Origin of the sequence: Zobellia russellii (genome assembly GCF_044597075.1) — a bacterium.
Taxonomy (GTDB): Bacteria; Bacteroidota; Bacteroidia; order Flavobacteriales; family Flavobacteriaceae; genus Zobellia; species Zobellia russellii.
Window position 1 is genome coordinate 3130965 of record NZ_CP139000.1, and the last position, 25672, is coordinate 3156636.

Here is a 25672-nt window from a genome sequence, read left to right on the forward strand (position 1 = left end):
TTTATGCTTCAGCCTCTTCAGTCTTATCGATCAAAACTTGACCTTTGTAGTATAATTTACCTTCATGCCAATGCGCTCTGTGGAACAAGTGCATTTCGCCAGTAGTTGGATCAGTAGCCAAAGTTGGTGCTACTGCTTTATAATGGGTTCTTCTTTTGTCCCTTCTGGTTCTCGATATTTTTCTCTTAGGATGTGCCATTTAAAACTTATTTATCCGTTAACAGTTTCTTTAATTCGTCCCATCTGGGATCACTCTCTTTTTTCTCTTTCTTTGGCTGCAGTTCCTCAAGCTTTTTTAAGGCTTCCGATTGCAACGTACCATCTAATACCCCTGGGTGAATTCTTTTTTGCGGTACGGCCAACACTAACATTTCGTATACGTATTGTGCAATATTGACCTGATGTTCTCCGTGGGGAATGATTAGAATTTCATCATCTTCATCATTATATTCTTCCCCAAATTTGACTACGAGTTCCAAATCTGCCTCTATAGGCTGATCAAAAGGTTCGTTGGTCAGGTCGCAATTTACATTAACCGTGCCCTGGGCTTTCATCTCTAACTCAAGCATTGTGCTCATCTTGTTCAAAACAACATCCAACTTAATGTCTGCCGCGTTGAACTCTTCATACCCAAAAGATTCAAAGAACGGGTTATTAATCGTATACTCAAATTCGTGTTTTCCTTGTCCTAATCCAGAGAAAGGAATGTTAAACTCCTTTTGCTTCATCATTTCAACACTGATTTTTATACACCGCCAGATTAAAGGCGGGTGCAAAGATACTATTATTTAATAAACTTACAACCCTTTTTTAATTGGAATTCAATACGTTCGCCTATCTTTTAGACCATTTCTTGAAATTAAAGCGAAACATTGGCCCAAAAACAAGCTTTTATCTCCTTATACGCTGCTTTTGCAAAGGGTTTTCAGTAAGTTCTTGATATTCTTTTCTATTCTTAAAAATATGTAGAGCAGTAAAGACCGCTTCCTTAAACGAGCTATGATCCGCCTTGCCTTTACCTGCAATCTCATACGCCGTACCGTGGTCCGGAGAGGTTCTTACCTTAGAAAGGCCTGCTGTATAATTAACCCCTTTACCAAATGAAAGCGTCTTAAAAGGAATAAGCCCTTGATCGTGATAGGCCGCTAAAATGGCATCAAAACTTTTGTAACCGTCCGACCCAAAAAAACTGTCCGCAGAATATGGTCCAAAAACCAAATGGCCCGATTCTGACATTTCTTTTATGACCGGTTTCATGACCTCATCGTCTTCTTTACCTATTATACCGTTGTCTCCGCTATGCGGATTAATGCCCAACATGGCTACCTTGGGAGCGCGAATTCCAAAATCCATTTGCAAAGATTTCTCTATGGTGCGCACCTTATTTCTTATTAATATAGGATTTATGGCTGCCGGAGCGTCCTTTACGGCAACATGATCGGTAAGCAAACCAACTTTAAGGTCATCCGTAACCATGAACATTAAGCTCTCCCCTTCCAATTCTTGGGCCAAGAAATCAGTATGGCCGGGAAATTTAAAATCGTCTGCCTGAATGTTATTTTTATTGATCGGGGCCGTAACCAGAGCATCTATAGCATCATTTTTTAAAGCATCAACTGCCGCCCGTAAAGACTTAATAGCATATTTACCTCCTTCTTCGGTAGCTTCTCCAAACTTAATTTTAGGAACTTCTTTCCATACATTAACTACATTTATCTTACCGTCTACCGCTTTAGAAGCATCAGTAATGCCATGATAGTTAATATTCAGGCCCAATTCTTTTTTCTGAAAAGAAATGGTTTTGTTGGATGCAAATATGACGGGTGTACAAAAATCCAGCATGCGTGCATCTTCAAAGGTCTTGAGTACTACCTCACAACCTATTCCGTTTAAATCGCCTATAGAAATACCCAGTTTAATTTTTCCTTCTTCCTGCATCTTATTCTTTACCTTTGCCTAATAATCTAGGGTACAAAACTACTTAAATTTAACGGAACATGTTTACGGGCATTATCGAAACTTTGGGCGAAATACAGCAATTGGAACAAGAAGGGAGCAACCTTCATATTACGGTTAAATCTTCATTAACGCCAGAACTTAAAATAGACCAAAGCGTATCTCATAACGGGGTTTGTTTAACGGTAGTTTCTTTGGACGAAAACAGCTATACCGTAACAGCTATTGATGAAACTTTACAGAAAACCAATTTAGACGACCTAAAGGTAGGTGATAAAGTAAACCTTGAGCGCGCCATGATTCTTGGTTCTCGCCTAGACGGCCATATTGTTCAAGGCCATGTAGACCAGACGGGCAAGTGTACCGCCATTGCAGAAAAAGACGGTAGTTGGTTCTTTACTTTTGAATATGATGCCGCTACGGGAAACCCTACTATAGAAAAGGGTTCTATAACCATAGATGGTACCAGCCTTACAGTGATAAATTCCGAAAAGAACAGCTTCAGTGTGGCCATTATTCCCTATACCTATGAGCACACCCGTTTTAAATCATATCAAATAGGTACAACGGTAAACTTAGAGTTTGACGTTATTGGCAAATATGTAGCCAAGCTGATGTCTTACCAGAACAACGGGTAAACTATTTTTTACCTGAAAAGCTTACTTTAGTTTCCTTCTTGCTCTTCTTAAACCCTATTAGTTGCTGCTTGGCATCTAAGGACGCTTTTACGTAGACCTTGAAGTCTTTGTAATCACTTGCCGGAATACGTTCTTTTGAAGTTTTAGCCTCTATGGAAACATGTAGTTCATTCTCTTTAGCCAAGTCATAGTTTATTTTAAACTGATGCTTTTTAAAACTATAATCCGCACTTTCCGGAATTTCAACAAAACGCTCGTCTTCGTTCAGTTTAATAACATAACTAGACTTGTAAACATTTGCATTTTCATACAACAGATAATCAATTGGAAAAATACGCTCATCATCTTGGATTATGGACGTGTTATAAGCATTGTTCACGGCTGGAATACGAAACACCCTCATACTGCCAATTTCATCCAATTTTTCGTTAACCGTCAGGTCTGACGTGTACTTTAAAACAGGCGAACGTAGTTCATAATGTATATCATGAATACTATCCATGGAAAAATCTTCTGAAATCCTACTTTTAAAATCGTCCGTAATACTCTTCTTTACTACCTCATAATTGTTCTCCTTAAAAATAGCGGCATAATGAGCGTTGATGCTCCCCTTTAAAACAGATTCTATTCTTAATTTATGAGAACCTTCTCCAATTACATACTCCATGTTACTTTCTAGCACCGTGGTAGTATGGTCAACATTTCTTAACTTGTAAATACCCTTCTTTACATCTTCCATCCATTTATTGGGGATATCCAAAGCAGTAGCACTTTCTAAACTGGTAGGTATAGACTTATAGGGCATATTGTTGTCCGTAAGTTCCAAATACTGGGGTTTACCATCTATAAATACCTTGGCTATACAGTGATTAAAATCTTGACTTGGCAATACCATGGTGCTTTCGCCATAATCTGAGGTAAGCACCAAAACTAAATGCGACTTTAGACCGGCCATTTGGGCCAAGGTGACATACAGCGTTGAAAAGTCCTTACAATCGCCTAGCTTAGATTTTATAGTTTTTGAGGGCCGCTGCGGAACATATCCACTTTGTCTAAAACCTACATGGCTATAGCTAAAGTTCTCCATAATATAATAGTAGATCTTAGAAGCCTTTTCGTCTTCCGAAAAAGAATCGCTTCCGGATGGAAAAATTGTTTTATAGGCTTCTTTAACATCTGAGTTGATAACGATTTGCGGGCGTACCAAATCTGAATACCAATTGGCTATCTCATCCCAAGAACCTATTGTGCTTACGTGTACATAGCTAGCTACATCACTAAGGCTAGGCATAAAGTTCTCCTCTGGCGAAAGTTCTTTCTGATCAATGGTCTCCCACTCATGGTATACATAATCATCTATTGTTCGCTTTTTATAACTGACATCCCCATTAAGTGTTTTAGTAGTGAAATCCTTGCCCTTAGGCACCAATATTTTTAAGGTGTTTTTATGAATAGGGTGAAAAGAATCAAACTGAAAATAGTCTACATGGTCTTTATAAAACCTACCGCTATTGGCATAACTACTTTCATAATCTACGTAGATGATATCGCCAATTTCAAGATTGTTAAAAACAATACTGGAACCGCTTCTAGACGCGGGAACAATTTTTTTATTAGGTTTTACTATTTCGGATTTTGTAATGTGATAATTGCCACTTAAACCAAGATTTACCTCTTTTAAAGATTCTATGCCACTATCGCTGGAAATCTCAACCACATAACGCGTCTGAGACTTACCGCCACCTTCCGGATACAGTTGCAACAGACTTTCATCCAACAAATAATTATACCCATAGTTGCCCTTAACCCCCTTATTCCGGGTCTGGGCCATAAATTCATATATATTGGGTGTAGCTAGTTCTTCTAGATAATCCTTGGCGTTGGACAAATCGTCTATTTTATTGCGTAAGGAGGTATTTGCGCCATTATGTCCAAGTGATTTTTTATACCAAACCAGAGCTTCCTTTTTACGCCCAGATTGCTCTAAGGCAGTACCTTTTAATTCCATGGCAACAAATGAATATGGGAAATTCTCCAGCATTTGGGCTATGTACGGTAAAGACGCTTCATACTTCTTATATTCATGTTGGTAGGCAATATAATCGGACAGGTAGATATTATCGTGATCCACCAAATTATATCGCTTTTCAAAAAGGGCCAAGGCCTCTTCCTTTCGGTCTTGCTTGTTATAAAAAGCAACGAGAGATTTTAATGCGCTGTAATCAAAATAGGTGTCATCTATATCTTCTAAAATCTGTATGGCCTTATCGTCTTCATTCAAATATGCGGAATATATATTGAGGTAGACTTTTAGGATACTCAACTGGTCCTTATAATTATCGGTAATGGTCCGTAACGTTTCCTTTACGGCAGATTTATTTTCTTGCCTAATATTCAATAACAATTTAGCCGATTGTTTTAAAATATCCATATCCGTAGAAGCCGAAAAGTCCGCTACAAATTCCTCAAACTCCTGTAAGGGCAGTTTAAAAAGTTCCCGAGATTCCTCAAAACGATAGATGTACGACAGATAGTAGTTTTCATCATCGCTTTGGATATTTTTTTGCAACTCCTTTGCAGAAGCATAATCCTTTTCCTTTGTATAACACTCAATAAGATATTTTCTAAGAAACGAACTTTCCGGATAGGCTTCTATCCATGGTTGTAAAGTTGCCTTGGCCTCATTGAATTTTGAATTTCTCAAATACGCACTTACCAAGCATATCGTGTTGAAAAAATTGTTTGGGTCTTTCTTTAATTTATTTTGAAAAAAGGCTTCTACATCATGTGTCAATACTTTAGGAGCAATACGCTCCAATGAACTTTTTTGATAGGCAACTGGGGTTGCACTGTATTCCAAATCGGTAAAAGCGTGTCCTTCTTCATCTGTAATTCTAACAATAAAATAGGCTATTCCGCTTTGGTCCGCGCTCTTTACTAATAATCGGTTGTTTCCAGCAGGAAGGTTTACGAGCACATTATAGGCATCCAAATCGGTAATGCCATCATTGGTGTTTTCGTAGATGAGTACATCATTTAGCCAAACTTTTGCAAAAGATGAACTACCTAAACGTACTACTGCTTTTTTTACTGTTGGATTGTTTATAAAACTTTGTGCATAATTTACGCCACCACCATATTCTGCGTGGTTAGAGTAATATTGATACGCATCTTTCTCACGCCCCCTTTGTGTATACCAATTGATAAATCCGTTGCTATTGGCGTTAAAATCCGTTTTGGAAGTAGTATTCTTTTCCGGAGCATATTCCGTAGCCAAACCACTACCGTTCAAATTCTCAAAACTACCACAAAACTGCCAAGCCTTAATAGCTGGTATTTCATAATTCAATTGGTCGTACGCTGCCCAATCATCGGAATGTTGGGCTACGGCAGATTTGAGGTACCTAAGCGACTCCTTAACAGTTGTATTTTTAATTCTTTCTAATGGTACGCCATTTATGTTAGCCACATTTTTTCTGTTGAATCCTGTTGTTAAATAGGAATCGAAAAAGAAATTATGGTTCCACAATGCGTAGAGGTAATATTCAAAATCCGGCTGGGCAACTACGTTTGTAATAAAGCCATCGGCAGAAGCAAATGTACCATTCTCATTGGCTATAAGTTCATTAGTCAACAAATCTGGCAAACTACCCTTGTTCTTTTTCTGAAACTTAACTTTAGCCTCCTCTCTCTGATTCTTTAAAAGAAGCTGCCAATAAGCATCTATTTTTTTGGTTTCTTGAGCTTGGGAACAAGTTGCAGAAAAGACAAAAGCCACTAGAAGAAGACGATAAAATCTCATGCGTAGGTAGGTTTGGTTAAAGTTTGGATAAATTATAACGCAAGTTTTCTTTAAATGGTATGCTTAGCTACAATCCTGAAAAAACCAACATGGAATTCAGAACTACCCATTTCTACAATTAAAGACCGAACAACGATTTTATACAATAAGCTCACCTAACAGGCGTTGATTCTAAAGGTGTTAGCCAATAGCACCTAAGCAAACCTGGAGGCTCCCAATCCTCCTTTAAAAACCTACTTATGAAAAAGCGCATTGTATACCTACTTTGCAGTGTTGTACTGGTGTTGACCGCAAGCTGTTCTAAAGATGAAGAAGAACCAAGTCTAGTAAGCGGAGAGGCCAAAATCTCAAACGACACTGGGATTTCTTTCACCAACTCAACCGGATTTTCCGCAGATTACGTGACTTTCAAACTCAGAAAAGGTACTGGGGCAGAAAAGGAATATGGACAAAGTTTGAGCAGCTATAGCCTAACATCACTAGAGCAAGGGTCTATTACTATTTACCAAATGCAAGTGTTTGACAATGAGGAAGAGGTTTCCTTTAAATCCTACACCTACGATGAAGATGGTAATAGAAGAGAGATAAAATCTACTTCAATAATAGAAATAAACCAGGATGAGGTACTACAAATTATTTTGGAGAGTGTAGAGTAACAACCGTACCACCTCATCTTTTTATCTCATTACAGTATATTTTCTTTCATTTTGTTCCAAGCCCGTATGAGCAGGAAGCCCGAGACTACGGCAATTCCCGTAAGCAATAATGCGGCTTCGGTTCTACCGTAAATCCAATATCCGGTTGCGAACATAATTGTGTAGATAAGAACACACCCAAGAACCATTGCGGTAATACCTTGGGGCACGCTCCATTTTTCGTTATTGTTCTTAATTTTTTCTCCATCGGCCTTGGCATCATCAACCACTTTAGACCAACCTGGTCCTCCCGGTTGAATACGCTTATAAAAAGACCGAAGCGTTTCTTTAGATTCAGGTTGTGTCATAAACGTTGCCGTTAACCAAATAGCAGAAGTAACCACCACTACAAAAGGATACTCGGCCCAATCCGGAAAAACTCCTGTTGTTTCAGCAAAAAGAACCGCCCCCAAAGAAGTAGTTTTCAATACAATTGAAATTACCCCTGAGGCGAACATAGCCGTAATTTCACTCCATGCATTAATACGCCACCAAAACCATCTTAAGATAAAAATGAGTCCGGTACCCGCACCAAAGGTTAATAGAATGTCAAAAATCTGAAGCGCATTCTCAAGTGCCAAGGCCAAACCTGCACTCAGGATCATAAGTACAACGGTAGAAATTCTACCCACGGCCACCATTTGCTTTTCAGTAGCATTAGGGTTTATCTGTTGCTTGTAAAAATCAAATACAATATAAGATGAACCCCAGTTTAACTGTGTAGAAATAGTACTCATATAAGCTGCAATCAAAGAAGCCAGAACTACACCTAAAAGTCCGCTTGGGAGCTTGGTCAACATGGCGGAGTAGGCCAAATCCTGTCCTAGTTTGTCTTCCGCAATATTAGGAAAAGCCTCATGAATACTTGCAATATCCGGGTAAACCACCAATGATGCCAATGCCACCAATATCCATGGCCAAGGCCTTAAAGCATAGTGCATGATATTGAAAAAGAATGTGGCGCCAATAGCATGATTTTCGTCTTTTGCGGCCAACATACGTTGCGCAATATAACCTCCCCCACCTGGTTCAGCACCCGGGTACCAAGAACTCCACCACTGTACGGCCAATGGAATAATAAAAAGGGTAATCAGTGCCTTTTTATTACTGAAATCAGGAACAATATCAAGTTTCCCCATTACATTTTCATGCGCTATTAGCGCCTCAATACCACCAACCTCGGGTATATTTACCAAATAATATGCGGCACCTATAGCTCCGGACATGGCTACAAAGAACAAAAGAAAATCAGTATAGACCACTCCTTTAAAACCTCCCAAAGCACTAAAGGTAACGGTGATTAATCCCGCACCAACTACGGTTTCCCATGGTTCTAGACCTAACATAATACCACCGATCTTAATAGCGGCCAAGGTTACGGATGCCATTGTAATAATATTGAAAAGCGCACCTAAATATACGGCCCTGAACTTTCTTAAAAAGCTTGCCGGAGCACCGCCGTAACGCATTTCATAAAATTCTAAATCTGTGTTTACATTGGACTTACGCCAAAGTTTGGCATACACAAAAACAGTTAAAAGACCGGTAATCAAAAAAGCCCACCAAACCCAGTTCCCAGAAACCCCATTGGTCCTAACAATGTCCGTTACCAAATTAGGTGTGTCGGTAGAAAAGGTAGTAGCCACCATTGAAAGACCCAATAACCACCAGGGCATAGTCCTGCCGGACAGAAAAAACTCAGATGAGTTCTTACCCGATTTTTTAGAAACGTAAAATCCAATACCTAGGACAATTGAGAAAAAAACAATGATAAAACTATAATCTAGAGTGGATAGTTCCATTAAAGAGGGTTGGTTTTGGGATTAGTCTTTAAAGATATTATTTTTTAGGATACTTTTGCCTTTTTCATACAAACCTCTTCCTGTGCTTTTAACTACTTCATTCAACATTACACTTACCGCTTGGGCCCTTGCATTTACAGCTGCAACCGTTATTGGACTCTCAAAGGCTGGCATTAAAGGAATTGCAATTGTAAATGTTACGTTAATGGCACTTGCCTTTACTGCAAAAGCATCTACCGGCATAGTAGTTCCCCTCTTGGTGGTGGGCGATATTTTTGCCGTTATCTATTACAACAGACACGCCAATTGGGCACATATCATAAAATTCCTGCCGTGGATTCTCGTTGGGATAGCTTGTGGAGTATTGATCGGAAACGATCTGGATGAAGGGTTGTTCAAAATTGCTATGGCAATCATCATTTTGGTAAGCGTGCTTATGATGTACTGGTGGGATAGGCGAAAGTCCAAATCCGTTCCCACACATTGGTTATTTGCAGGCCTCGTAGGAACCATTGCCGGTATTACTACAATGATAGGCAATTTAGGTGGTGCGTTCAGTAATATTTACTTTTTGGCCATGCGCGTTCCCAAGAACGAATTCATTGGTACCGCAGCCTGGTTGTTTCTTATCATCAACGTTTTAAAACTACCGCTGCACATTTTCGTTTGGGAAACTATAACCATAGAGACCCTTCTGTTTGACCTAAAACTGGTTCCTGGAATTATCTTAGGTGTTTTCTTGGGTATACGTCTGGTAAAAATCATAAAAGAGGATTTCTACAGAAAAATGATTTTGGTCTTGACCGCACTAGGAGCCATCATGATCTTGATTAGGTAGTAAATGCTGTTGCTTGGTGTTCGTGGCTTCTTACAAAACACCTTCTATTTCCTATTTTTTTCTTAATAGATTGACATACAACTTTCAGAATTGTATATTCAACTCAACTATTTAATGCGGGTTGCCGTATATATTAGGGCTACAGGCGTACGCTATTAATAACCGATACAATTTCTGTTAAAAGCGAGTAAGACTCGGCCAGCGCCATACTAAAGTAAGAACTGACACGTTCGCTACTTATACGAAGACCCATCACGGGCATATTTAAGGGGCGAACACCGACTATCACCTACAATCCCAAATTGTAGGAGCGGTTAATATTTATATCAATGAAACAATTTTTTATATACATAACGTTGCTCTTTGTGGCTGCATCCTGCAGTACCATAGGCATAGCCAATAAAGGCAATAAAAAAGGCAAAACAGAAAGCGTAGCATCAACCAGTGCCAAGGCTTACGATCGTTTAATCTCCAGTGAAGCTATTACCAGCAACGGTCTTTTTGATGTTCACAAAGTAGGGGACAAATACTATTTTGAAATTCCTGATAGCCTTTTTAACCGAGAGATGCTTGTAGTAACCCGGTTTATAAAAACTCCTTCGGGTGCCGGTAATTACGGTGGTGAGAAAATTTCCGAAAACACCATCACTTTTGAAAAAGGACCTTCAAACAACATTTTTCTTCGTATTTCTACTTTGGTAAGCTCTGCTAGTGAAGATGATGCTATTTCCAAAGCGGTAAATAATTCTAACATAACCCCCATTCTTGAAGCTTTTGCCATAAAAGCTACCAATGAAGACAAGCAATCCCATGTTATTGAAGTAACCGATTTTATAAATGGCGAAAACCCGCTCTTGGCACTTAGTGGCGATCAAAAGGACGATTACAAACTCACCTCTCTTGAAAAGGATAAATCCTATATAAAGGAAATAAATTCGTTTCCCGTTAATACGGAAATCAAAACGGTCAAAACCTATAAGGCAAGGTCTAGTGTTGATAAGAGAAAAGAGCTTCCCGCAGCAATTCTTGCCGGAGTGGTTACATTGGAAATCAACAACTCTTTTATCCTGCTTCCAAAAGTTCCCATGAAAAAAAGACTGTACGATGCCCGTGTGGGTTATTTTGCAAGTTCGTATTTGGAATATGGAGACGACCAGCAACAAGTAGATCGGAACACTTACATACACAGATGGCGATTAGAGCCCAAACCTGAGGATTCCTTAAAATGGCAACGAGGTGAGTTGGTAGAGCCCAAGAAACCTATTGTTTACTATATAGACCCTGCCACTCCTAAAAAGTGGAGGCCCTTTCTTATTCAAGGAATTAATGATTGGCAAGTTGCCTTTGAGCAAGCCGGGTTTAAAAACGCAATTGTTGGTAAACCATGGCCGGAGAACGACAAAAGTATGAGCCTAGAAGATTCCCGTTTTTCGGTACTTCGTTATTTTGCCTCACCCTCCAAAAATGCATACGGCCCTAATATTGTAGACCCTAGAAGTGGCGAAATATTGGAGAGCCACATTGGCTGGTACCACAACCTCATGAGCCTGCTGCACAGTTGGTACATGGTTCAAGCCGGTGCTGTTGACGAGCGTGCAAGAAAAATGGAATATGACACGGAACTTATGGGCAATCTCATCCGTTTTGTGGCTTCGCACGAGGTAGGTCATACGTTAGGGCTTAGACATAATATGGGCGCCAGCTATGCTACTCCCGTTGAAAAATTGCGGGATGCTGAGTTTTTAAGAAAAAATGGCCATACCAGTTCAATTATGGATTATGCCCGTTTTAACTATGTTGCACAACCGGAAGATAGTATTCCTACGGAAGATTTAATGCCACGAATAGGCGATTATGATAAATGGGCCATACAATGGGGTTACTCCCGGTTTGCCGATGATTTATCCGCAAGGGACGAAAAAGAACTCTTGAGCCAAATGGTGGTAGATAGTGTATCTGCCAACCCAAGATTATGGTTTGGTGGGGAAGGGCGCGATTTTGACCCTAGATCACAGACCGAAGACTTGGGTGACGACGCCATGCAAGCCAGTATGTACGGTATTCTGAACTTACAGCGTATTGCTCCCTACCTTAAAAAATGGACGCAAGAAAAAAGCAGCGACGATTATGCCAATTTAGACCAAATCTATAAGGATTTGGTCGGGCAGTACAGTGACTATATTTTTCACGTTACCAAGAACATTGGTGGAATTTACGTAACACCAAAAACCATGGGTGAAGAAGGTGAAGTATACCGCCCCGTGGATAAGCAAAAGCAAAAGCAGGCATTGGTATTTTTAAACAATTATATTTTTAAAGAACCCAAGTGGTTGTTGCGAAACGAAATTTTGAACGCCATACAATCGCCGCAATCAAAAGAATCCGTAACCAAGACCATGGAGAGCGTTATGCTCAATCTTTTAGGTGGCAGTAGGCTAAGTAGAATGACTTTTATTGCAGAGCGATACGAAGATGAAGACCCCTACCTTCCCCAAGATTATATGGATGATTTGAACCAATTGGTTTGGGGCGATATGAATGTTTTCTACCAAACGAATGCCTATCGTAGAAAATTACAGAAATCTTATGTTGCCAACCTGATTACGCTTTACAAACCGGACGAAGCAGAAGGTTTGGTAGAAGGTATCTTGGCTAAGCTTTCCGAAGGTTACACCTCTAATACGGATGTGCGCTCATTGGCCCTTGACAACCTTTTGAATTTACAGGGAAAAATTAAGCGGACCATTCCCGTGATGACCGATAGACTGACCATTGCCCATTTAAATTATCTTAAAAGGGAAATTGAATCGGTTATTGGTGAGACCAAAGATGTAGATCCGCTATTTATTCCTTTCCGTAGAGATATTTCTATTCAGGAAAGTGAGGAGAATTAATTGGCTATAGATGTATTATTCCTAAACCTGGAGCGTCCGATGGGTATAACACCCCTTTTTCTAGTTTAAACAAGCCTTTAAAAGGATCGTCTACCACATCTAAATGCCCATCTAGATCGGCATAACAAATGTTGGGTCTGGAAAGTGCAAAATGAAGTCCCGCAGAAATACCCAACGCACACTCATCATTACAACCCACCATAGTTTCAATACCTGCCGATTTAGCTACGGAATTAATATGCATTCCTTCAAAAATACCTCCCACCTTCATCAACTTAATGTTTACCATATCCACCCTTTCGTTCTGGGCAAGCCGGAATACATCGGTTAAGGTTTTTAAACTTTCATCGGCCATTAAAGGAATATCTATCTGGTCCATAACTTCACCCAAGCGTTCTTCCCGCTCCTGTTTGGTAGGCTGTTCAAAAATTTCAATACCTATTTGGCTGGTGGCTTTTACAAATGCTACGGAATCTACTACGGAATATCCTTGGTTTCCATCAAAGCGGAAAGTAACTTCTGGAAATTTCTCGTGCAGCAAGGTCATTTTTTCAATATCCTCGGCAAGGCTGTGCCCGCCCTTTACCTTTAGAATTGAAAACCCCTGCCTAACGAATTCCTTGGCCTGAGCCATGGTTTCCTCCAAAGATAAAATACCAATCGTTATACTTGTTGGAATGCTTTGTCTGTAACCGCCTAGAAACTTATACAATGGCACATCTGCTTTTTTTGAAATGATATCAAAAAGCGCCATGTCTACCATAGCCAAAGAAGACGATTTCCGGCCCAACAACTTCTTTAATTCCTTTAAAACATAAGCGTACATAAAAGGATCCTTGCCTTTTAAAAAAGGAATGATAACCTCTTTTAGAGCTGTTTCTACTTCCTTAGGATGTTCTCCCGTAACTATTTTATCCGGAGCGGAACATCCATAACCAACTATAGCACTATCCGTTTCAATTTTAAGAATGAAATTTACCGTATCATCTATCGTTTCGTAAGCAATAGTATAGGGTTCGGACAGTTTAAGGTCAAGTCGCTCATAAGACACGTTGGTTATTCTCATTTAATCTTTTCCTTTAGTAATGCTACCAGTTCTTTAGCTCCATACTTTAACACATCAAAAGCAGGCAACTTTGTTTCAAGAGTAATCTGCTTGCATGCCTCCAGAATCTCATCCTCCTCCATTTCTTCATGGTTTACGGTAATGGCAATTACCTTTTTGCCCGAAATAACTTCAATAGCATTGATCTGTTCTGTTAACGAATGCATTTTATAGCCTGGGAATCCATCATATTCCAGTCGTTTTGGAGCATGCTGCAGTATTACGTAATCAGGTCTGCCTGCTGCTAAAATTTCAAAACCACCTGGGTAAGCAGGGTTCATTAAACTGCCTTGCCCTTCAATAACAATAACATCAGGCTTTTCATTTTTATAGGCACTTACGACGGCATGTTCAATCTCCCCCGACACAAAATCGTTAATACAACTGTCCATTACCATACTGTACTTTGCACCTTGCATCCAAGCGGTTTGTCCAGTACCAATCATTTGGGCCTTTTGACCGGCATCTCTAAACCCGTGAACCAATAACCAAGCAGTGGTACGCTTTCCCAATGCGGAATCCGTTCCCAAAACAGCCAATTTTAAACAATCTACTTTTTCTATCTCTCCTGTAAAAAAATGAAGTTTGTCCCGATCCGGTGTTTTACGAACATCGCGTACCCGACAGTTATTTTTAGTGGCAATTTCCATTAACCAAGCATCATTCGTCAAAAAGTCGTGCAAACCACTATCTACGTTCCAACCCATTTCCAGAGCTTTTGAAATGGTAGCCTTTGCTTCTTTTGGTAACCGCCCCCCATCGGGTGCCAAACCAATAACAAGAGATTCCGGCGTATTGCCAGAAGCACCCAAAGTTTCTACTGCATCTTCTATGGTTGCAAAAACCGGGATTCCGCTGGGTTTCCCATCAAGTACCTCACCAGCGTCCCTAGAAGCATAATTTGTATCCAATACGCCAACTACCTCATAACGTTCGGTAAAACGAACCAAACCATGCGCAGTTTTTCCGTTAGGAGTATTAAAAGCCCCTTCGCAATAGATAAGGGCCTTTCCATCAATTGATTTCTTCATTTTCTTAAATATTAATTTTTTGCCGTCAGAACCGCTACAAAACGGTCTGGTTCAAAATTCATTTTTTCGTCAAGTTCCAGTAGGGCTATTAGTCCAGCTGTGGAGGCAGGCAAAATGCGAAAGCCTTCCTTTTTGGCCAGTAGGGCCGTCATATCCTTTAATTTTTTATCGCTGATATTATACGCCTCACCATCGGATTCCCTCAAGGCATACAACGCTTCTTCTCCGTCAAAACTATGCCAGTTAATAAGCGGCTCATTGTACTTGGTCTCCTTAATAGCTTTGGGATCCAAATCCTTGCAATAGTCCAGTCCCAGTAAAAACGATTGAATAATCGGATTTTTTCTTGATGATGAAGCCGCTACCATTTTGGGTACCCTAGAAGTCTTGCCCCTTTTATAAAGGCTAACGAACCCCCGATAAATTCCAGCGAAAAGTGTACCGTTGGAAACAGGTACCGCACAGTACTTTGGTGCATCTCCCAAATCTTCAAAAATTTCTAGGGCAATCTGCGAATAAGCACTGATCTGCAAAGGGGTATTGGCTCCTCCCGGATTAGCATCATACCAACCGTTATTTTTTGCGAGTTCGCTACTCTCTTTTACGACATCTTCATAGCTCCCCGGCCTACGAACAATTTCTGCACCCAGCAATTGCATTTCTACAACACGATCGGTATGAAAAGTTTCCGGAATATAAATTCTACAAGCAATACCGGCCAAGTTGGCGGCTAACGCCACAGCAACACCATAGTTACCACAAGTAGCCAAAGACACCACTTCAAATTCCCTACGGAGGGCATCATAGATTTGTGCAAAGGCAATACGGTCTTTTTGTGTTCCCGTGGGGTTATCACCTTCGTACTTAATGTACAGCTGACGAATATCAAATTCCCGCTCCAGGGTTTTTGCGCGGTGCAAGCCTGTGTCTCCTACTTCAAGATTTATGATATCTTCATATGACTCTAAACGATCTACCAAGGACTTACTTTTGTCCCTAACAAATTCGCTTAGTTTTTTGGTCTCGGAAGACACCTTGTTCTCTGCGGTTTTCACACCGTCTCGTAAATCCATTTTTATATTTTGATATTGGGGAATTCCCTATCAAATGTAATATGTTTTTAGTCACGATGTAAAAAATAATTTTAAAATTATTCAGCTGAGAATCAATCTTCTACGCTAAATTTTTCCATAGTGGTAAGTTCTGGAGAACCGCCTCTATTCCCACATCCTGAAGCAATATATACACCATCTTCAAAAAGTACAAGACCACTACCGTGCCTCCCTTCTACCATGCTGGGCAGGGTGTGCCATTTATGAGTGTTTAAATCCAAAACCTCAACATCAGCATGTGCTTTTTCCTGTGTTGTAGATTCACCCCCAACAACTATCAATTCATCATGAAATAGTGCAGCGGCATTACCTGCTCTTGGCGTTGGAATATTTTCTGGCAACGTCTCCCAAGTATCACTTTTTATATCATACACATCAACCTCGGCTATGGTTCCCCCAAAAACGGATTCAGGATCAATCCCGGAATTTCTACCTGCCGGGGCGTAAATCTTTCCATCTGCTAAAACCGCCTGAAAATGGTCTCTTGCGCGAGGTGCATCCGCCAGAACCTCCCACTCGCCAGTACTTGGGTCGTAACTGTCCATCCAATTTTTATAATCACCTATATGACCGTTCTTTATTCCGCAGGCAATATAAATCTTGCCTTCATATAGCACATTTCCTGTAGAACCACGTCTTCTTTCCTCTGGAATTTCATCTCCCTTAGACCATTCATCCGTAGCAGGGTCATAGATATAAATATGCTCTGTTGGAGTTTCTGCCGGATATTTACCCGTTAATGCCGAAATAAGATATATTTTATGCTGATAGACCACAGGCTGAAAGTGGTGCATTTCAATAGGGGGTTTACTGCCTTCTGACCAGCTTTGGGTGTTGGTGTCATAGATACTTACAGGGCGAATGCCTCTTCCCCCTAACAAATAGAATTTATCATCTACGCGAACAAAGGCCGCTTCATGACGGGCTACGGGTTTACTACCATCTGCGGAAGCTACCAGTTTCCAAGCCATCGTAGGTTTTTGAACGGTTATCTCATCTACCTGTTTTTCAACATCCGCCTTTTTGTCCGGGTTGTCCTTACATGCCGTGAATAGTAGAATACCGCTTAATAGGCCAAGAAATTTTTTGTTCATTTGGAAGGTGTTTTAGGTACTATCCAAATGTAACAAAATCAGCTCGAAAAATTCAGTTCCGTTTTTTCAAATTGGGATTTTGGTGCTTCACATACCGAACAGGTATAGCTATCGGGCAACTCTTTAAATGTGGTTCCTTTTCGAATATTGTTCGTAACATCTCCATACAGCGGGTCATAGACCGTAAAACAGGATTGACATTGGTGAATGGTCTTGGTTTCCTGTTCCTCAACTTTTTTAGGCGTTTTATTTACTTCAACCTCCCTGCCCAGTTGATTAAAGTATTTTTTACTGAGTTCCATTAATAGACCGGGAAGTTCAATCTTATCTACATCTTGGGCGTAGGCCAGATATTTTTGGGTATTGGGGTCAAAATTTACAAAATGAAGCACATTATAGGTCGGCCTCACATCAAAATCCTTAACAATGGTAGGCGAACTATTTTTTTCGATAATTACCGAAGCAAAATGGGACCGCTTGCCCACATCATTGCTTATACCAAATGTAAGCCCGTAGGTACTAATATCATTCTGGTCAAAGCTACGGACCAAGAATTTTTTTAGTTCCAACGCTTGGTTATCATCTACCGGCAAATGCCAGTTCATTTCTAGCTGTGAGTGTCTTACATTAATACCCCATTGCCCTAAAAAGCGTTCCAAGGCTGGTCTACTTTGCTTTTGAATACCTTTTACCACGAAGGATTTCCATGGGGTAATACAGATTTTACCTATGCTATTGTCTAAACAAAAACCGCAGAATTCCTTAAGAAACGATAGATCATACCGGTTGTTTCGCCAATACAGGCCCAGCCAATATTGATCTAGCCCCATACGGTTCATTCCCTCATAATACGGGAAGGTAAGATAGGGTACTTTTAGTTCCTTTTCTATGGTCTTGTTATTCGTATCCAGATTCTTGTTCAAGACAAAAAACAGTTCCTCTACATCTTGAATGTCTTCATAAATATCCTCAATGGCCTTGCATATGGTGGTAATATCCCAACTGTAAATCAAAACAGGGTAATACGCCGCTTTTTCCCATTGCGGTAGCTTTACGTTTAAATACCAATAATCTTCATTTTCCGAAGCTATAAAATTAAGGTTACCACTAAAAAGTGGCACCAATCTTTGTTTGGGGTCTGTGATGTTAATTTTTAATTTTGGCAAAAAATCAAAGCCCTCCAAAATATAGAGATAAGTAGAACCTTTAAGCCAATGGGTCATATCAAAAATATCTGCAGAAACGTATGAACTTACAATATTCTGATACGCTCTATCAGTAATAATATTGGTGTTGAACTTTGATATACGCTCAAGTTGACCTTCTTCTACGCCTTTTAACGGGAAGAGTAAATCCTGCCGGGAACCAAAATAGACTTCATTTAGGCCTGCAGCTTCCAGAAGACCTATAATATCCTTGAGTTCCCCCGGTGAGGTAACTCCTCCTTTTATTAATATGCGGTGCAGATCATCGTTCATAATCCCGTTTTTTTTAATTTGCTAATTGTAGTTGTTTGTCCAATATGGCCTTCACTTCCGGTTTGCAACTGCCACATCCTAAACCTGCTCCCGTTTCCGAGCATAACGTGTTAAACTCTGAGCAACCACCGGCAATGGCGTCAATAACATTGCCCTCTCCGACCTGACTGCAAGAACATACCAATTTTCCCTTTAGAGGAACGGAAGTAGTTGCCCCTCTAAGCAATTCGTTTCGTTTTTCTGACAGTTCTATTTCTTCTTCTATCAGGCGTTTAAACTCGGCAAACTCATTTTTATCGCCCATTAAAATCGCGCCTTTCAACGTATCGTCCTTTACAATGCACTTTTTGTAGAAGCGCTTGCTCACATCCATCAAAATAATCTCTTCGTAACTACTGTCGTCCGAAGGTGCATTTACCATACCAATACTACACAGGTCAAGATTTTCGAACTTCAGGATATTCATAAGAACTGAGCCATTGTAGATACTGCTATAATCGCCTAAAATATAGTTAGCGGCAATATCTGCCTGTTGCTCTGCGGCCGATGTTATTCCAAAAAGCGAATTATTGAACTCCGCTATTTCGCCCAAGGCAAAAATAGATGGGTTATTGGTCTGCAAATACGAATTTACCAGAACACCCCTTCTTGTTATTAAATCGGCCTTTTTTGCCAATTCAATATTCGGTCTTGTTCCTATAGCGTAAACAATGGCATTACACTGAATAGTACGACCTGTTTTAAGGTTTACCAACAACCTAAACGGATTCTCTTTTTCCTCAAACACCGTACTGACTTCATTATCAAAATAAAGGTTGATATTCCTTTCGGTGACATCTTCCGCTAAAAGTCTACTTGCCACCCGATCCAGCTGACGCTCCATTAAACGTGGTGCCCTTTGTACAATACTTATATTGATGTCTATCTTTTTAAGTGCTGCGGCCAATTCCAACCCTAACAGACCTCCACCAACAATTACCACATGTTGTTCTGTTGCCGGTAATCCCGTTTTTTGGAGGTATTGTTTCAGTTTGTCCGCATCTCCCCTTTCGCGCATGGTAAACCGCCCCGGGAGGTCTATTTGTACCTCACTTGGTACAAAAGCACGGCTACCTGTGGCCATAACCAGCAAATCGTACGAATGAATCAATCCATCACTATCGGTAACCTGCTTCATCGTTGCATTTACGTCACTAATCCCAATTCCCGAGTGCAAGTTGACGTTCAGCTTTTGTAATTCTCCAGATTTTAACTTCTCCAATGCTTCCCAAGAAAGCTCATCGCTTACATATTCCGGCAATAGTACCCTGTTATAAAAGGGGTCCTTTTCTTTGGAAAATACATGCAATTCGTCTTTTTTATTTTTCTCCCGATAGGATTGAATAAACCTATATGCAGCCGCACCTGCCCCGATAACAATTATTTTTTGAACCGGTTTTACGAACTTCTCTACCTGAACCGCACAGTATTTAAAATCGGGCTCTTTGGAAACTGGGTCAACAATATCATTGGTAAGGTTATTGGCCCTGCCAAAATCATTATTCAGGACTTTCCCCCAGTGCATAGGAAGAAAAACAACACGTTCGCGAATATCAAAATTGATCTTCACTTTTACCTGTACTTCGCCCCTTCTACTTTTAATAACCGCAATATCTCCCTCTTTTAACTTGCGCAGATAGGCGTCTACCTTGTTCATTTCTAAATAGGGCTGCGGAATATGGGTCAATAAACGTTTTACTTTTCCGGTTTTGGTTCGGGTGTGCCACTGATCCCTTACCCTTCCCGTATTCAATACCAAAGGAAAATCAATATCTGTTTCCTCAGATTTATTATAGAGAGTCTTTGGCGCATTAAAATGTGCCTTTTTATCATTTGTATGGAAGTTAAAATCAGTAAACAAACGCGGTGTTCCCGGATGGGTCTTGTGGGGAACCGGCCATTGAAAGCTACCTTCGTTTTTTAATCTTTCATAAGACAGACCTGTAATATCAATATTGGTGCCTTTGGTCAAAAGGCAGTGCTCATCATAAACTTCGCTTGCATTGGCGTAATCAAAACCTTCATAACCCATGGCCTGGGCAAAACGCCAAAGAATTTCGGCATCTGGCAATGCTTCTCCCGGTGCATCAATAACCTTTGGTAAATAACTGATCCGTCTTTCCGAATTGGTCATCGTACCTTCTTTCTCCAACCAGCCGGCCGCAGGCAATAAAAGATCGGCAAATTTTGTGGTTTCGGAATTATGGCTAATATCCTGAACTACTACAAAAGCCGCATTTTTAAGAGCCTTTTCAACCTTCTTTACGTTGGGCATACTCACAGCGGGATTCGTACAAATAATCCAAATTGCCTTTAGTTTTCCACTTTCTAGCGCATCAAACATTTCTGTTGCAGTATACCCCGGTTCCGAATTAATTTCCTTTCCTCCCCAAAAATCCGAAACCTCTTTCCGGTGCTGCGGATTGCCCAAGTCTTTATGCACGGCCAAAAGACTGGCCATACCACCCACTTCACGGCCACCCATAGCGTTGGGCTGCCCCGTTAATGAAAATGGCCCACAACCCGGTTTTCCTATTTGCCCTGTTAACAAAGAAAGATTCAACAGAGACACATTTTTAGAAACCCCTATTACACTTTGGTTAAGCCCCATGGTCCACATACTAATGAACTTATTGGCGTCTCCAATATATTGTGCCGCCTTCCGGATATCCGAAACGGGAACGCCACATTTTTCGGATGCCTGCCTAAGGGTAAGGGTAAAAGCACTTTCCTTGCAAGCCTCAAAATTTGAGGTGTGTTTTTTAATAAAATTTTTATCTATTTTTTTCTTTTCGATGAGCCATCTTGCCATGGCATTGAAAAGGATAACATCTGTTCCCGGAAGGATTTGTAAATGTATATCTGCCGAAGCACATGTCTGCGTTTTTCGCGGGTCTACAACAATTATTTTAACGTTGGGATTTTCTTCTTTGTGCTGTTCCAAACGTCTATAGAGAATGGGGTGGCACCAAGCAGGATTAGCTCCAGCAATCAAAAAACAGTCTGCCAGTTCTATATCTTCATACGAAATAGGCACAGAATCTTCACCCAAAGTTTTTTTATAGCCTACCACGGCAGAGCTCATACAAAGCCTACTGTTGGTGTCTACATTATTGGTTCCGATAAAGCCTTTGGTAATCTTGTTCACCAGATAATATTCCTCGGTAAGACATTGTCCGGATACGTAGAAACCGACACTATCCGGCCCATGTTTGGCAATAATGCTCTTAAAAACGGCTGCGGCACGCTCAAAAGCGGTGTCCCAAGCTACTTTTTGCAACGGGTGATTCCTACTCCATCGCATTTGCGGATGCATAATCCGGTCGCTGGTATCTTGGGCAACATAATTCAGGTTTCTTCCTTTAGAGCATAACATACCCTTGTTGGAAGGGTAATCAGGGTCTCCGTCTACCTCAATTTTCCCTTTATTATCAACATCTACCAATATACCGCAACCTACACCACAGTAAGAACAAACGGTTTTATGTGTTTTCTTTTTTAACATTGCTTTTCCTTTTTGATGTAAACACCAAAATTAGATACAGCAAGTTATAAAATTACGTATATATACGTAGTGTTTTTTTCGTAATAGTTTGATGTTTTTATCACACATCAATAAAAAAAGTGCCCTCTAGCTACTTTTCAATCAATGATACAGGATACGGCCCCAACATGGTGGAACCTCCACAGAAAGACCTGTTTTGTTGGGTATTAGACAATAATCTGGGTTAAGAAAATCCGTAAAACCCTTGGCAGGCAGACCTTTTACGGGAATGTTTACCTTAACAGGTTGGTTAGACATATTTACAATAACGACCACCGTTCCATCCTTTTCTTTTCTAGAAAAGGCATACTGCTCTTTTTTAACCAGCAAAGTTTCATACTTACCCGTAGACAGAGCCTTACATTTTTTACGTGCGCCAATAAAATGCTTTATAGCATCTAATAACTTTGGGTGTTTTGCTTGTTTTTTTAGGTTTTTCAGCTCTACACTTGGGCGCAGCAAATCATCACTATGTGCGGACTTTTTCCCTTCAAAACCCCATTCACTCCCGTAGTAAATGGCAGGTATTCCCGGAAGCGTAAATAGTAATAAGTATAGAGGGAATAAGTGTTCGGGTTTCTTTAAAGTACTGGCGGCACGGTTAACGTCATGGTTATCTACAAAAGAATAGAGCGCCAAATCTTTATAAATTCCCTTAGGACCAAAATCCCGTTCAACAGTTTCGGAAATTTTACTGAAATCCTTTAAATTAAAGCTTTCGTAAATAGGCGTGTGGTAATCGTAATTGGTAACGGAATCTAACATTCTATCATTTGCCCAACGGTTATAATTGCCATGAACCACCTCACCCATTAACCAAAAATGAGGATTTCGTTTTTTACAAAAGAGTGCAAGTTCTTTCATAAAGTCAAAATCCAACACATCTGCGGTATCTAAGCGCAGGCCATCAATTTTATAGATGTCCATCCATTTGGCAACGGCACCCAAAAGATAATCTCGAACCTCCTTATTTTTAAGATTGAGTTTTACCAATTGATAATAGCCGGCCCAAGTGTCATAGGTAAACGGGTCTTCTAACGGGCTACGCTTCCCAAAATCCACATTAGAAAACCAATTGATATATGTTGAATTCTTCCCAAACTTCTTAAGGTCTTTAAATGCAAAGAAGTCCCTTCCTACGTGGTTGAAAACACCATCTAAAACTACACTGATACCCAGCTCATGGGCATTTTTTACCAAAGCAATCAAGGCAGCGTCATTACCTAACCTTCGGTCCACTTTATAATAATCCACTGTATCATACCCATGGCTAGATGATTCAAAAACAGGACCAATATAAAGCGCGTTGCAACCCAGCTCCTTTATATGCGACAACCAAACGTTGAGCACCGAAAGTCTATTAATGCTGACCGAAACCAAATCATTGGTTTTATCCGCGCCCAGAAGACCCAAGGGATAGATATGATAAAAAATGGCGTGGTCCATATGTGCAAATGGGTACCGAATAAATTTAGAACAGCAGTGCTACACCAAATTAAATTGTTGCGCTTTTTTTGAAAGGTCGATTAGATTTTTGACTTCCATCTTACGCATAAGGTTAAACCTATGTGTCTCCACTGTACGTTTACTGTTCTGCAATTTTTCGGAAATCTGCTTATTGGTCAAGCCGGATAAAACCAATTTTAATACCTGGAGTTCTTTATTGGTCAAATCAAAAGGAATATTTGTAGGTGTTGCTTTTTTAGGACCTTCAACAGTATTGGTCGTGGAGCTCAATAAACTATTGACCAAAACATTTGAAATATCGCCACTATAGTATTTGCCCCCTTCCCGCACGGCATGAATGGCTTTAAGAAATTCCGTTTTTCCTGTGTCTTTCAACAAATAGCCTAGTGCACCGGCCTTAACAGACTTAAGAATATACTCCTCTGAATCGTGCATAGAAAGGATGATACATTTTACAGGCGAGTTTTGAGCACTCAGTTTTTCAACAGCCTCTATTCCTGTCATGCGTGGCATTCTAATATCTATAATCAATAGATCGGGCGAGTTCTTATTCACCATTTCAATGGCCTCGATACCGTCGGAAGCTTCGGCAATAACTTTTAAATCAGATTCACTCTCCAATAAAGACCTGATGCCATCACGAACCAAAGAATGGTCATCCGCTAAAATAATACTTGTTATTTGATCCAAAATATGCGTAATTATACGTACAAATATAATCGATTTTTATAAAGGGAGTTACACAAGCTACTATACCGATTTAAAATCTGTTTAAAACAAAAGAACCGCCACAACAAAAAGGTTGTAACGGCCCTATCGAAGCATCTTAAAATAATTTTATTACTTGGCCGTATTTAAAAATTTAGGCTTCATAGTTAACTGCACCCAAGCCCAATTTTGTGCGCTAGAGGCGTCTGCTTCTGTTACTCCTTTTAATTCATACATGCCATCACTAGCAAACATTTGGGAATAGCCTATGGCTAACCCGTATCCTTTAAAGGTCTTTGCAAAAACCAAATCAACTTCCGTACCTAGGGACTTCTCGCCACTTGGCAACTCCTGCTCGCCACTAAAGTTCAAAACCTTTACCATTAAACTAGAGGTCTCGCCCAAAGCGAACTTGGCACTGGCATGAATATCCGTTAGCCCAACGGAATTAGCATGGTTGCCTACGTAGAAGTAATCCATAAACCCATTAAATTTATGGTTGGTTCCGTAAAGCGGAAAGAAAGCTTCGGTCTTGTCCGTAGTACTAGTATCGTTTCCACTAATGATTTCGGCCCCTAACCCCAAGGAAACCCCTTTAGACACCTTGTAGGTCAAGTCCAATCCCAAAAGATATGCTCCGCTCACATCTACACTATTTTGACGTTCACCAGTCTGCAGATAGGCGTTAAGCGCTGCTCCAAAACTTCCTTTTTTATAGTTTAAATGTGTACCCAGCGTAACCAAATTGCTTACACCATCTGCAACTTGAGCATCTGCATCTCCTGTAAAATTTTGAAAACCATTGTTCATTATCAATCCGCTTGCGGAAAATGCTTCTCCTTTATGTCTCAGATAGAGGTATTGCATGCTTTTGTACGAGAAAAACCCAGTAGTATTATAGGCCGTACCAACTGATTGAAACCCTCCCGGATTTCCAGTAGTTGCCGTAAAGTCCTGATTAAAGGCAAGACCCAGGTCCATCATAAATTTACCTTTTTTGTATTGTAACAAAGCTGCATCGTGGTTACGTGCCTGCATGGCCCAATCAACCCCGCCAAGAATTCTTTGATCATCGTAGACAAGCATTTGGCGGCCTATTTTAGTTGAGAAGCCTTCTCCAAGTTTAATGTCGGCCCATGCTTGAAAGACAGAAAACGAATTGTTGCTATCCTCAGGTTTTAGTTGCCTGTTCTCTCCCCAGACCATAACATCTTGCAAGCTCATGTAAAATTTAAAAGCTTCGGTTTGATAACCGGCGTTTAGTCGTAAACGTGTTGCAATAGCAAAGCCAGGGTCTAGGGCATCGGGGATAATGCTACCAAAACCATTACGGTATTCTGTACGGGGTTTAAATTCGCCATCGAGAACAAATTGCGCAGATGCAAATTGAATCGTAAGCATCAATACAAATAATAGGGTGTACTGTTTTTTCATAATATAGGTCTTAATGTGATTGTATTAGTGTTTAG

The 25672-nt window shown here is 40.3% G+C and carries 18 protein-coding genes; 4 read left to right on the top strand and 14 right to left on the bottom strand.

The genetic code is table 11. The annotated features are described in order from the left end of the window. Position 1: 1 nt before the first annotated feature. The 3 genes from rpmF to pdxA form a co-directional block, all read right to left on the bottom strand. Positions 2 to 199, bottom strand: a complete 198-nt coding sequence (gene rpmF, locus SJY45_RS12745) for a 50S ribosomal protein L32 (protein ID WP_215436978.1) — start codon at positions 197 to 199, stop codon at positions 2 to 4. A gap of 7 nt (positions 200 to 206) precedes the next feature. Continuing rightward, positions 207 to 728, bottom strand: coding sequence for a DUF177 domain-containing protein (locus SJY45_RS12750; RefSeq protein WP_215438200.1), 522 nt, complete (start codon positions 726 to 728; stop codon positions 207 to 209). Between the two features lie 163 nt (positions 729 to 891). Continuing rightward, complete coding sequence (gene pdxA, locus SJY45_RS12755) at positions 892 to 1938, bottom strand: 4-hydroxythreonine-4-phosphate dehydrogenase PdxA (RefSeq protein ID WP_215436976.1); 1047 nt, start codon at positions 1936 to 1938, stop codon at positions 892 to 894. A 59-nt stretch (positions 1939 to 1997) separates the two neighbouring features. Between pdxA and SJY45_RS12760 the strand changes: the two genes are divergently transcribed. Then, a complete protein-coding gene (locus tag SJY45_RS12760; protein WP_400071156.1) occupies positions 1998 to 2594 on the top strand; it encodes a riboflavin synthase in 597 nt (198 codons plus the stop codon). A gap of 1 nt (position 2595) precedes the next feature. On the opposite strand, the gene SJY45_RS12765 is transcribed toward SJY45_RS12760, so the two are convergent. Continuing rightward, positions 2596 to 6396, bottom strand: coding sequence for a transglutaminase domain-containing protein (locus SJY45_RS12765; RefSeq protein ID WP_400071158.1), 3801 nt, complete (start codon positions 6394 to 6396; stop codon positions 2596 to 2598). Between the two features lie 239 nt (positions 6397 to 6635). On the opposite strand from SJY45_RS12765, the gene SJY45_RS12770 reads away from it, so the two are divergent. Continuing rightward, positions 6636 to 7052, top strand: coding sequence for a hypothetical protein (locus SJY45_RS12770; protein ID WP_400071160.1), 417 nt, complete (start codon positions 6636 to 6638; stop codon positions 7050 to 7052). A gap of 29 nt (positions 7053 to 7081) precedes the next feature. On the opposite strand, the gene SJY45_RS12775 is transcribed toward SJY45_RS12770, so the two are convergent. Beyond that, positions 7082 to 8893, bottom strand: a complete 1812-nt coding sequence (locus tag SJY45_RS12775) for a sodium:solute symporter family protein (protein WP_303404638.1) — start codon at positions 8891 to 8893, stop codon at positions 7082 to 7084. Between the two features lie 82 nt (positions 8894 to 8975). Here SJY45_RS12775 and SJY45_RS12780 point away from each other — a divergent pair, with 82 nt between their 5' ends. Together SJY45_RS12780 and SJY45_RS12785 are read left to right on the top strand one after the other, a co-directional pair. Continuing rightward, the gene (locus SJY45_RS12780; RefSeq protein ID WP_215436962.1) at positions 8976 to 9731 is read left to right on the top strand and encodes a sulfite exporter TauE/SafE family protein; all 756 of its coding nucleotides are present in this window, start codon (positions 8976 to 8978) and stop codon (positions 9729 to 9731) included. Positions 9732 to 10060: 329 nt separating this feature from the next. Continuing rightward, positions 10061 to 12625: a zinc-dependent metalloprotease gene (locus tag SJY45_RS12785; protein WP_215436961.1), complete on the top strand. Its 2565-nt coding sequence runs from the start codon at positions 10061 to 10063 to the stop codon at positions 12623 to 12625. A 4-nt stretch (positions 12626 to 12629) separates the two neighbouring features. On the opposite strand, the gene SJY45_RS12790 is transcribed toward SJY45_RS12785, so the two are convergent. From SJY45_RS12790 to SJY45_RS12830, 9 genes are all read right to left on the bottom strand, one after another. Further along, positions 12630 to 13691 carry a mandelate racemase/muconate lactonizing enzyme family protein gene (locus SJY45_RS12790; protein ID WP_400071163.1) on the bottom strand — a complete coding sequence of 354 codons (1062 nt, stop codon included), beginning with the start codon at positions 13689 to 13691 and terminating at the stop codon, positions 12630 to 12632. Then, a complete protein-coding gene (locus SJY45_RS12795) occupies positions 13688 to 14761 on the bottom strand; it encodes a DUF1611 domain-containing protein (RefSeq protein ID WP_400071165.1) in 1074 nt (357 codons plus the stop codon). Before SJY45_RS12795 ends, SJY45_RS12790 begins: the two co-directional genes overlap by 4 nt. An 11-nt stretch (positions 14762 to 14772) precedes the next feature. After that, positions 14773 to 15834 carry a pyridoxal-phosphate dependent enzyme gene (locus SJY45_RS12800; RefSeq protein ID WP_215436951.1) on the bottom strand — a complete coding sequence of 354 codons (1062 nt, stop codon included), beginning with the start codon at positions 15832 to 15834 and terminating at the stop codon, positions 14773 to 14775. A gap of 92 nt (positions 15835 to 15926) precedes the next feature. Further along, complete coding sequence (locus SJY45_RS12805) at positions 15927 to 16967, bottom strand: Kelch repeat-containing protein (protein ID WP_400071167.1); 1041 nt, start codon at positions 16965 to 16967, stop codon at positions 15927 to 15929. A gap of 38 nt (positions 16968 to 17005) precedes the next feature. Next, positions 17006 to 18445, bottom strand: a complete 1440-nt coding sequence (locus SJY45_RS12810; protein WP_400071169.1) for a rubredoxin — start codon at positions 18443 to 18445, stop codon at positions 17006 to 17008. Between the two features lie 13 nt (positions 18446 to 18458). Next, complete coding sequence (locus SJY45_RS12815) at positions 18459 to 21989, bottom strand: molybdopterin-dependent oxidoreductase (RefSeq protein WP_400071170.1); 3531 nt, start codon at positions 21987 to 21989, stop codon at positions 18459 to 18461. A 141-nt stretch (positions 21990 to 22130) separates the two neighbouring features. Beyond that, positions 22131 to 23474, bottom strand: a complete 1344-nt coding sequence (locus SJY45_RS12820; protein WP_400071172.1) for an alpha-amylase family glycosyl hydrolase — start codon at positions 23472 to 23474, stop codon at positions 22131 to 22133. 39 nt (positions 23475 to 23513) lie between these two features. Beyond that, the gene (locus tag SJY45_RS12825; protein ID WP_400071174.1) at positions 23514 to 24185 is read right to left on the bottom strand and encodes a response regulator; all 672 of its coding nucleotides are present in this window, start codon (positions 24183 to 24185) and stop codon (positions 23514 to 23516) included. A gap of 150 nt (positions 24186 to 24335) precedes the next feature. Beyond that, on the bottom strand, positions 24336 to 25637 hold the full coding sequence (locus tag SJY45_RS12830; RefSeq protein WP_215436934.1) for an alginate export family protein: 1302 nt from the start codon (positions 25635 to 25637) through the stop codon (positions 24336 to 24338). Positions 25638 to 25672 lie beyond the last annotated feature (35 nt).

Coding starts and splice junctions, on each gene's coding strand:
- SJY45_RS12830 (WP_215436934.1), bottom strand. CDS start 25,637: ATGAAAAAACAGTACACCCTATTATTTGTATTGATGCTTACGATTCAA.
- SJY45_RS12795 (WP_400071165.1), bottom strand. CDS start 14,761: ATGAAGAAATCAATTGATGGAAAGGCCCTTATCTATTGCGAAGGGGCT.
- SJY45_RS12775 (WP_303404638.1), bottom strand. CDS start 8,893: ATGGAACTATCCACTCTAGATTATAGTTTTATCATTGTTTTTTTCTCA.
- rpmF (WP_215436978.1), bottom strand. CDS start 199: ATGGCACATCCTAAGAGAAAAATATCGAGAACCAGAAGGGACAAAAGA.
- SJY45_RS12785 (WP_215436961.1), top strand. CDS start 10,061: ATGAAACAATTTTTTATATACATAACGTTGCTCTTTGTGGCTGCATCC.
- SJY45_RS12750 (WP_215438200.1), bottom strand. CDS start 728: ATGAAGCAAAAGGAGTTTAACATTCCTTTCTCTGGATTAGGACAAGGA.
- SJY45_RS12790 (WP_400071163.1), bottom strand. CDS start 13,691: ATGAGAATAACCAACGTGTCTTATGAGCGACTTGACCTTAAACTGTCC.
- pdxA (WP_215436976.1), bottom strand. CDS start 1,938: ATGCAGGAAGAAGGAAAAATTAAACTGGGTATTTCTATAGGCGATTTA.
- SJY45_RS12815 (WP_400071170.1), bottom strand. CDS start 21,989: ATGTTAAAAAAGAAAACACATAAAACCGTTTGTTCTTACTGTGGTGTA.
- SJY45_RS12810 (WP_400071169.1), bottom strand. CDS start 18,445: ATGAACGATGATCTGCACCGCATATTAATAAAAGGAGGAGTTACCTCA.
- SJY45_RS12805 (WP_400071167.1), bottom strand. CDS start 16,967: ATGAACAAAAAATTTCTTGGCCTATTAAGCGGTATTCTACTATTCACG.
- SJY45_RS12765 (WP_400071158.1), bottom strand. CDS start 6,396: ATGAGATTTTATCGTCTTCTTCTAGTGGCTTTTGTCTTTTCTGCAACT.
- SJY45_RS12800 (WP_215436951.1), bottom strand. CDS start 15,834: ATGGATTTACGAGACGGTGTGAAAACCGCAGAGAACAAGGTGTCTTCC.
- SJY45_RS12820 (WP_400071172.1), bottom strand. CDS start 23,474: ATGGACCACGCCATTTTTTATCATATCTATCCCTTGGGTCTTCTGGGC.
- SJY45_RS12760 (WP_400071156.1), top strand. CDS start 1,998: ATGTTTACGGGCATTATCGAAACTTTGGGCGAAATACAGCAATTGGAA.
- SJY45_RS12770 (WP_400071160.1), top strand. CDS start 6,636: ATGAAAAAGCGCATTGTATACCTACTTTGCAGTGTTGTACTGGTGTTG.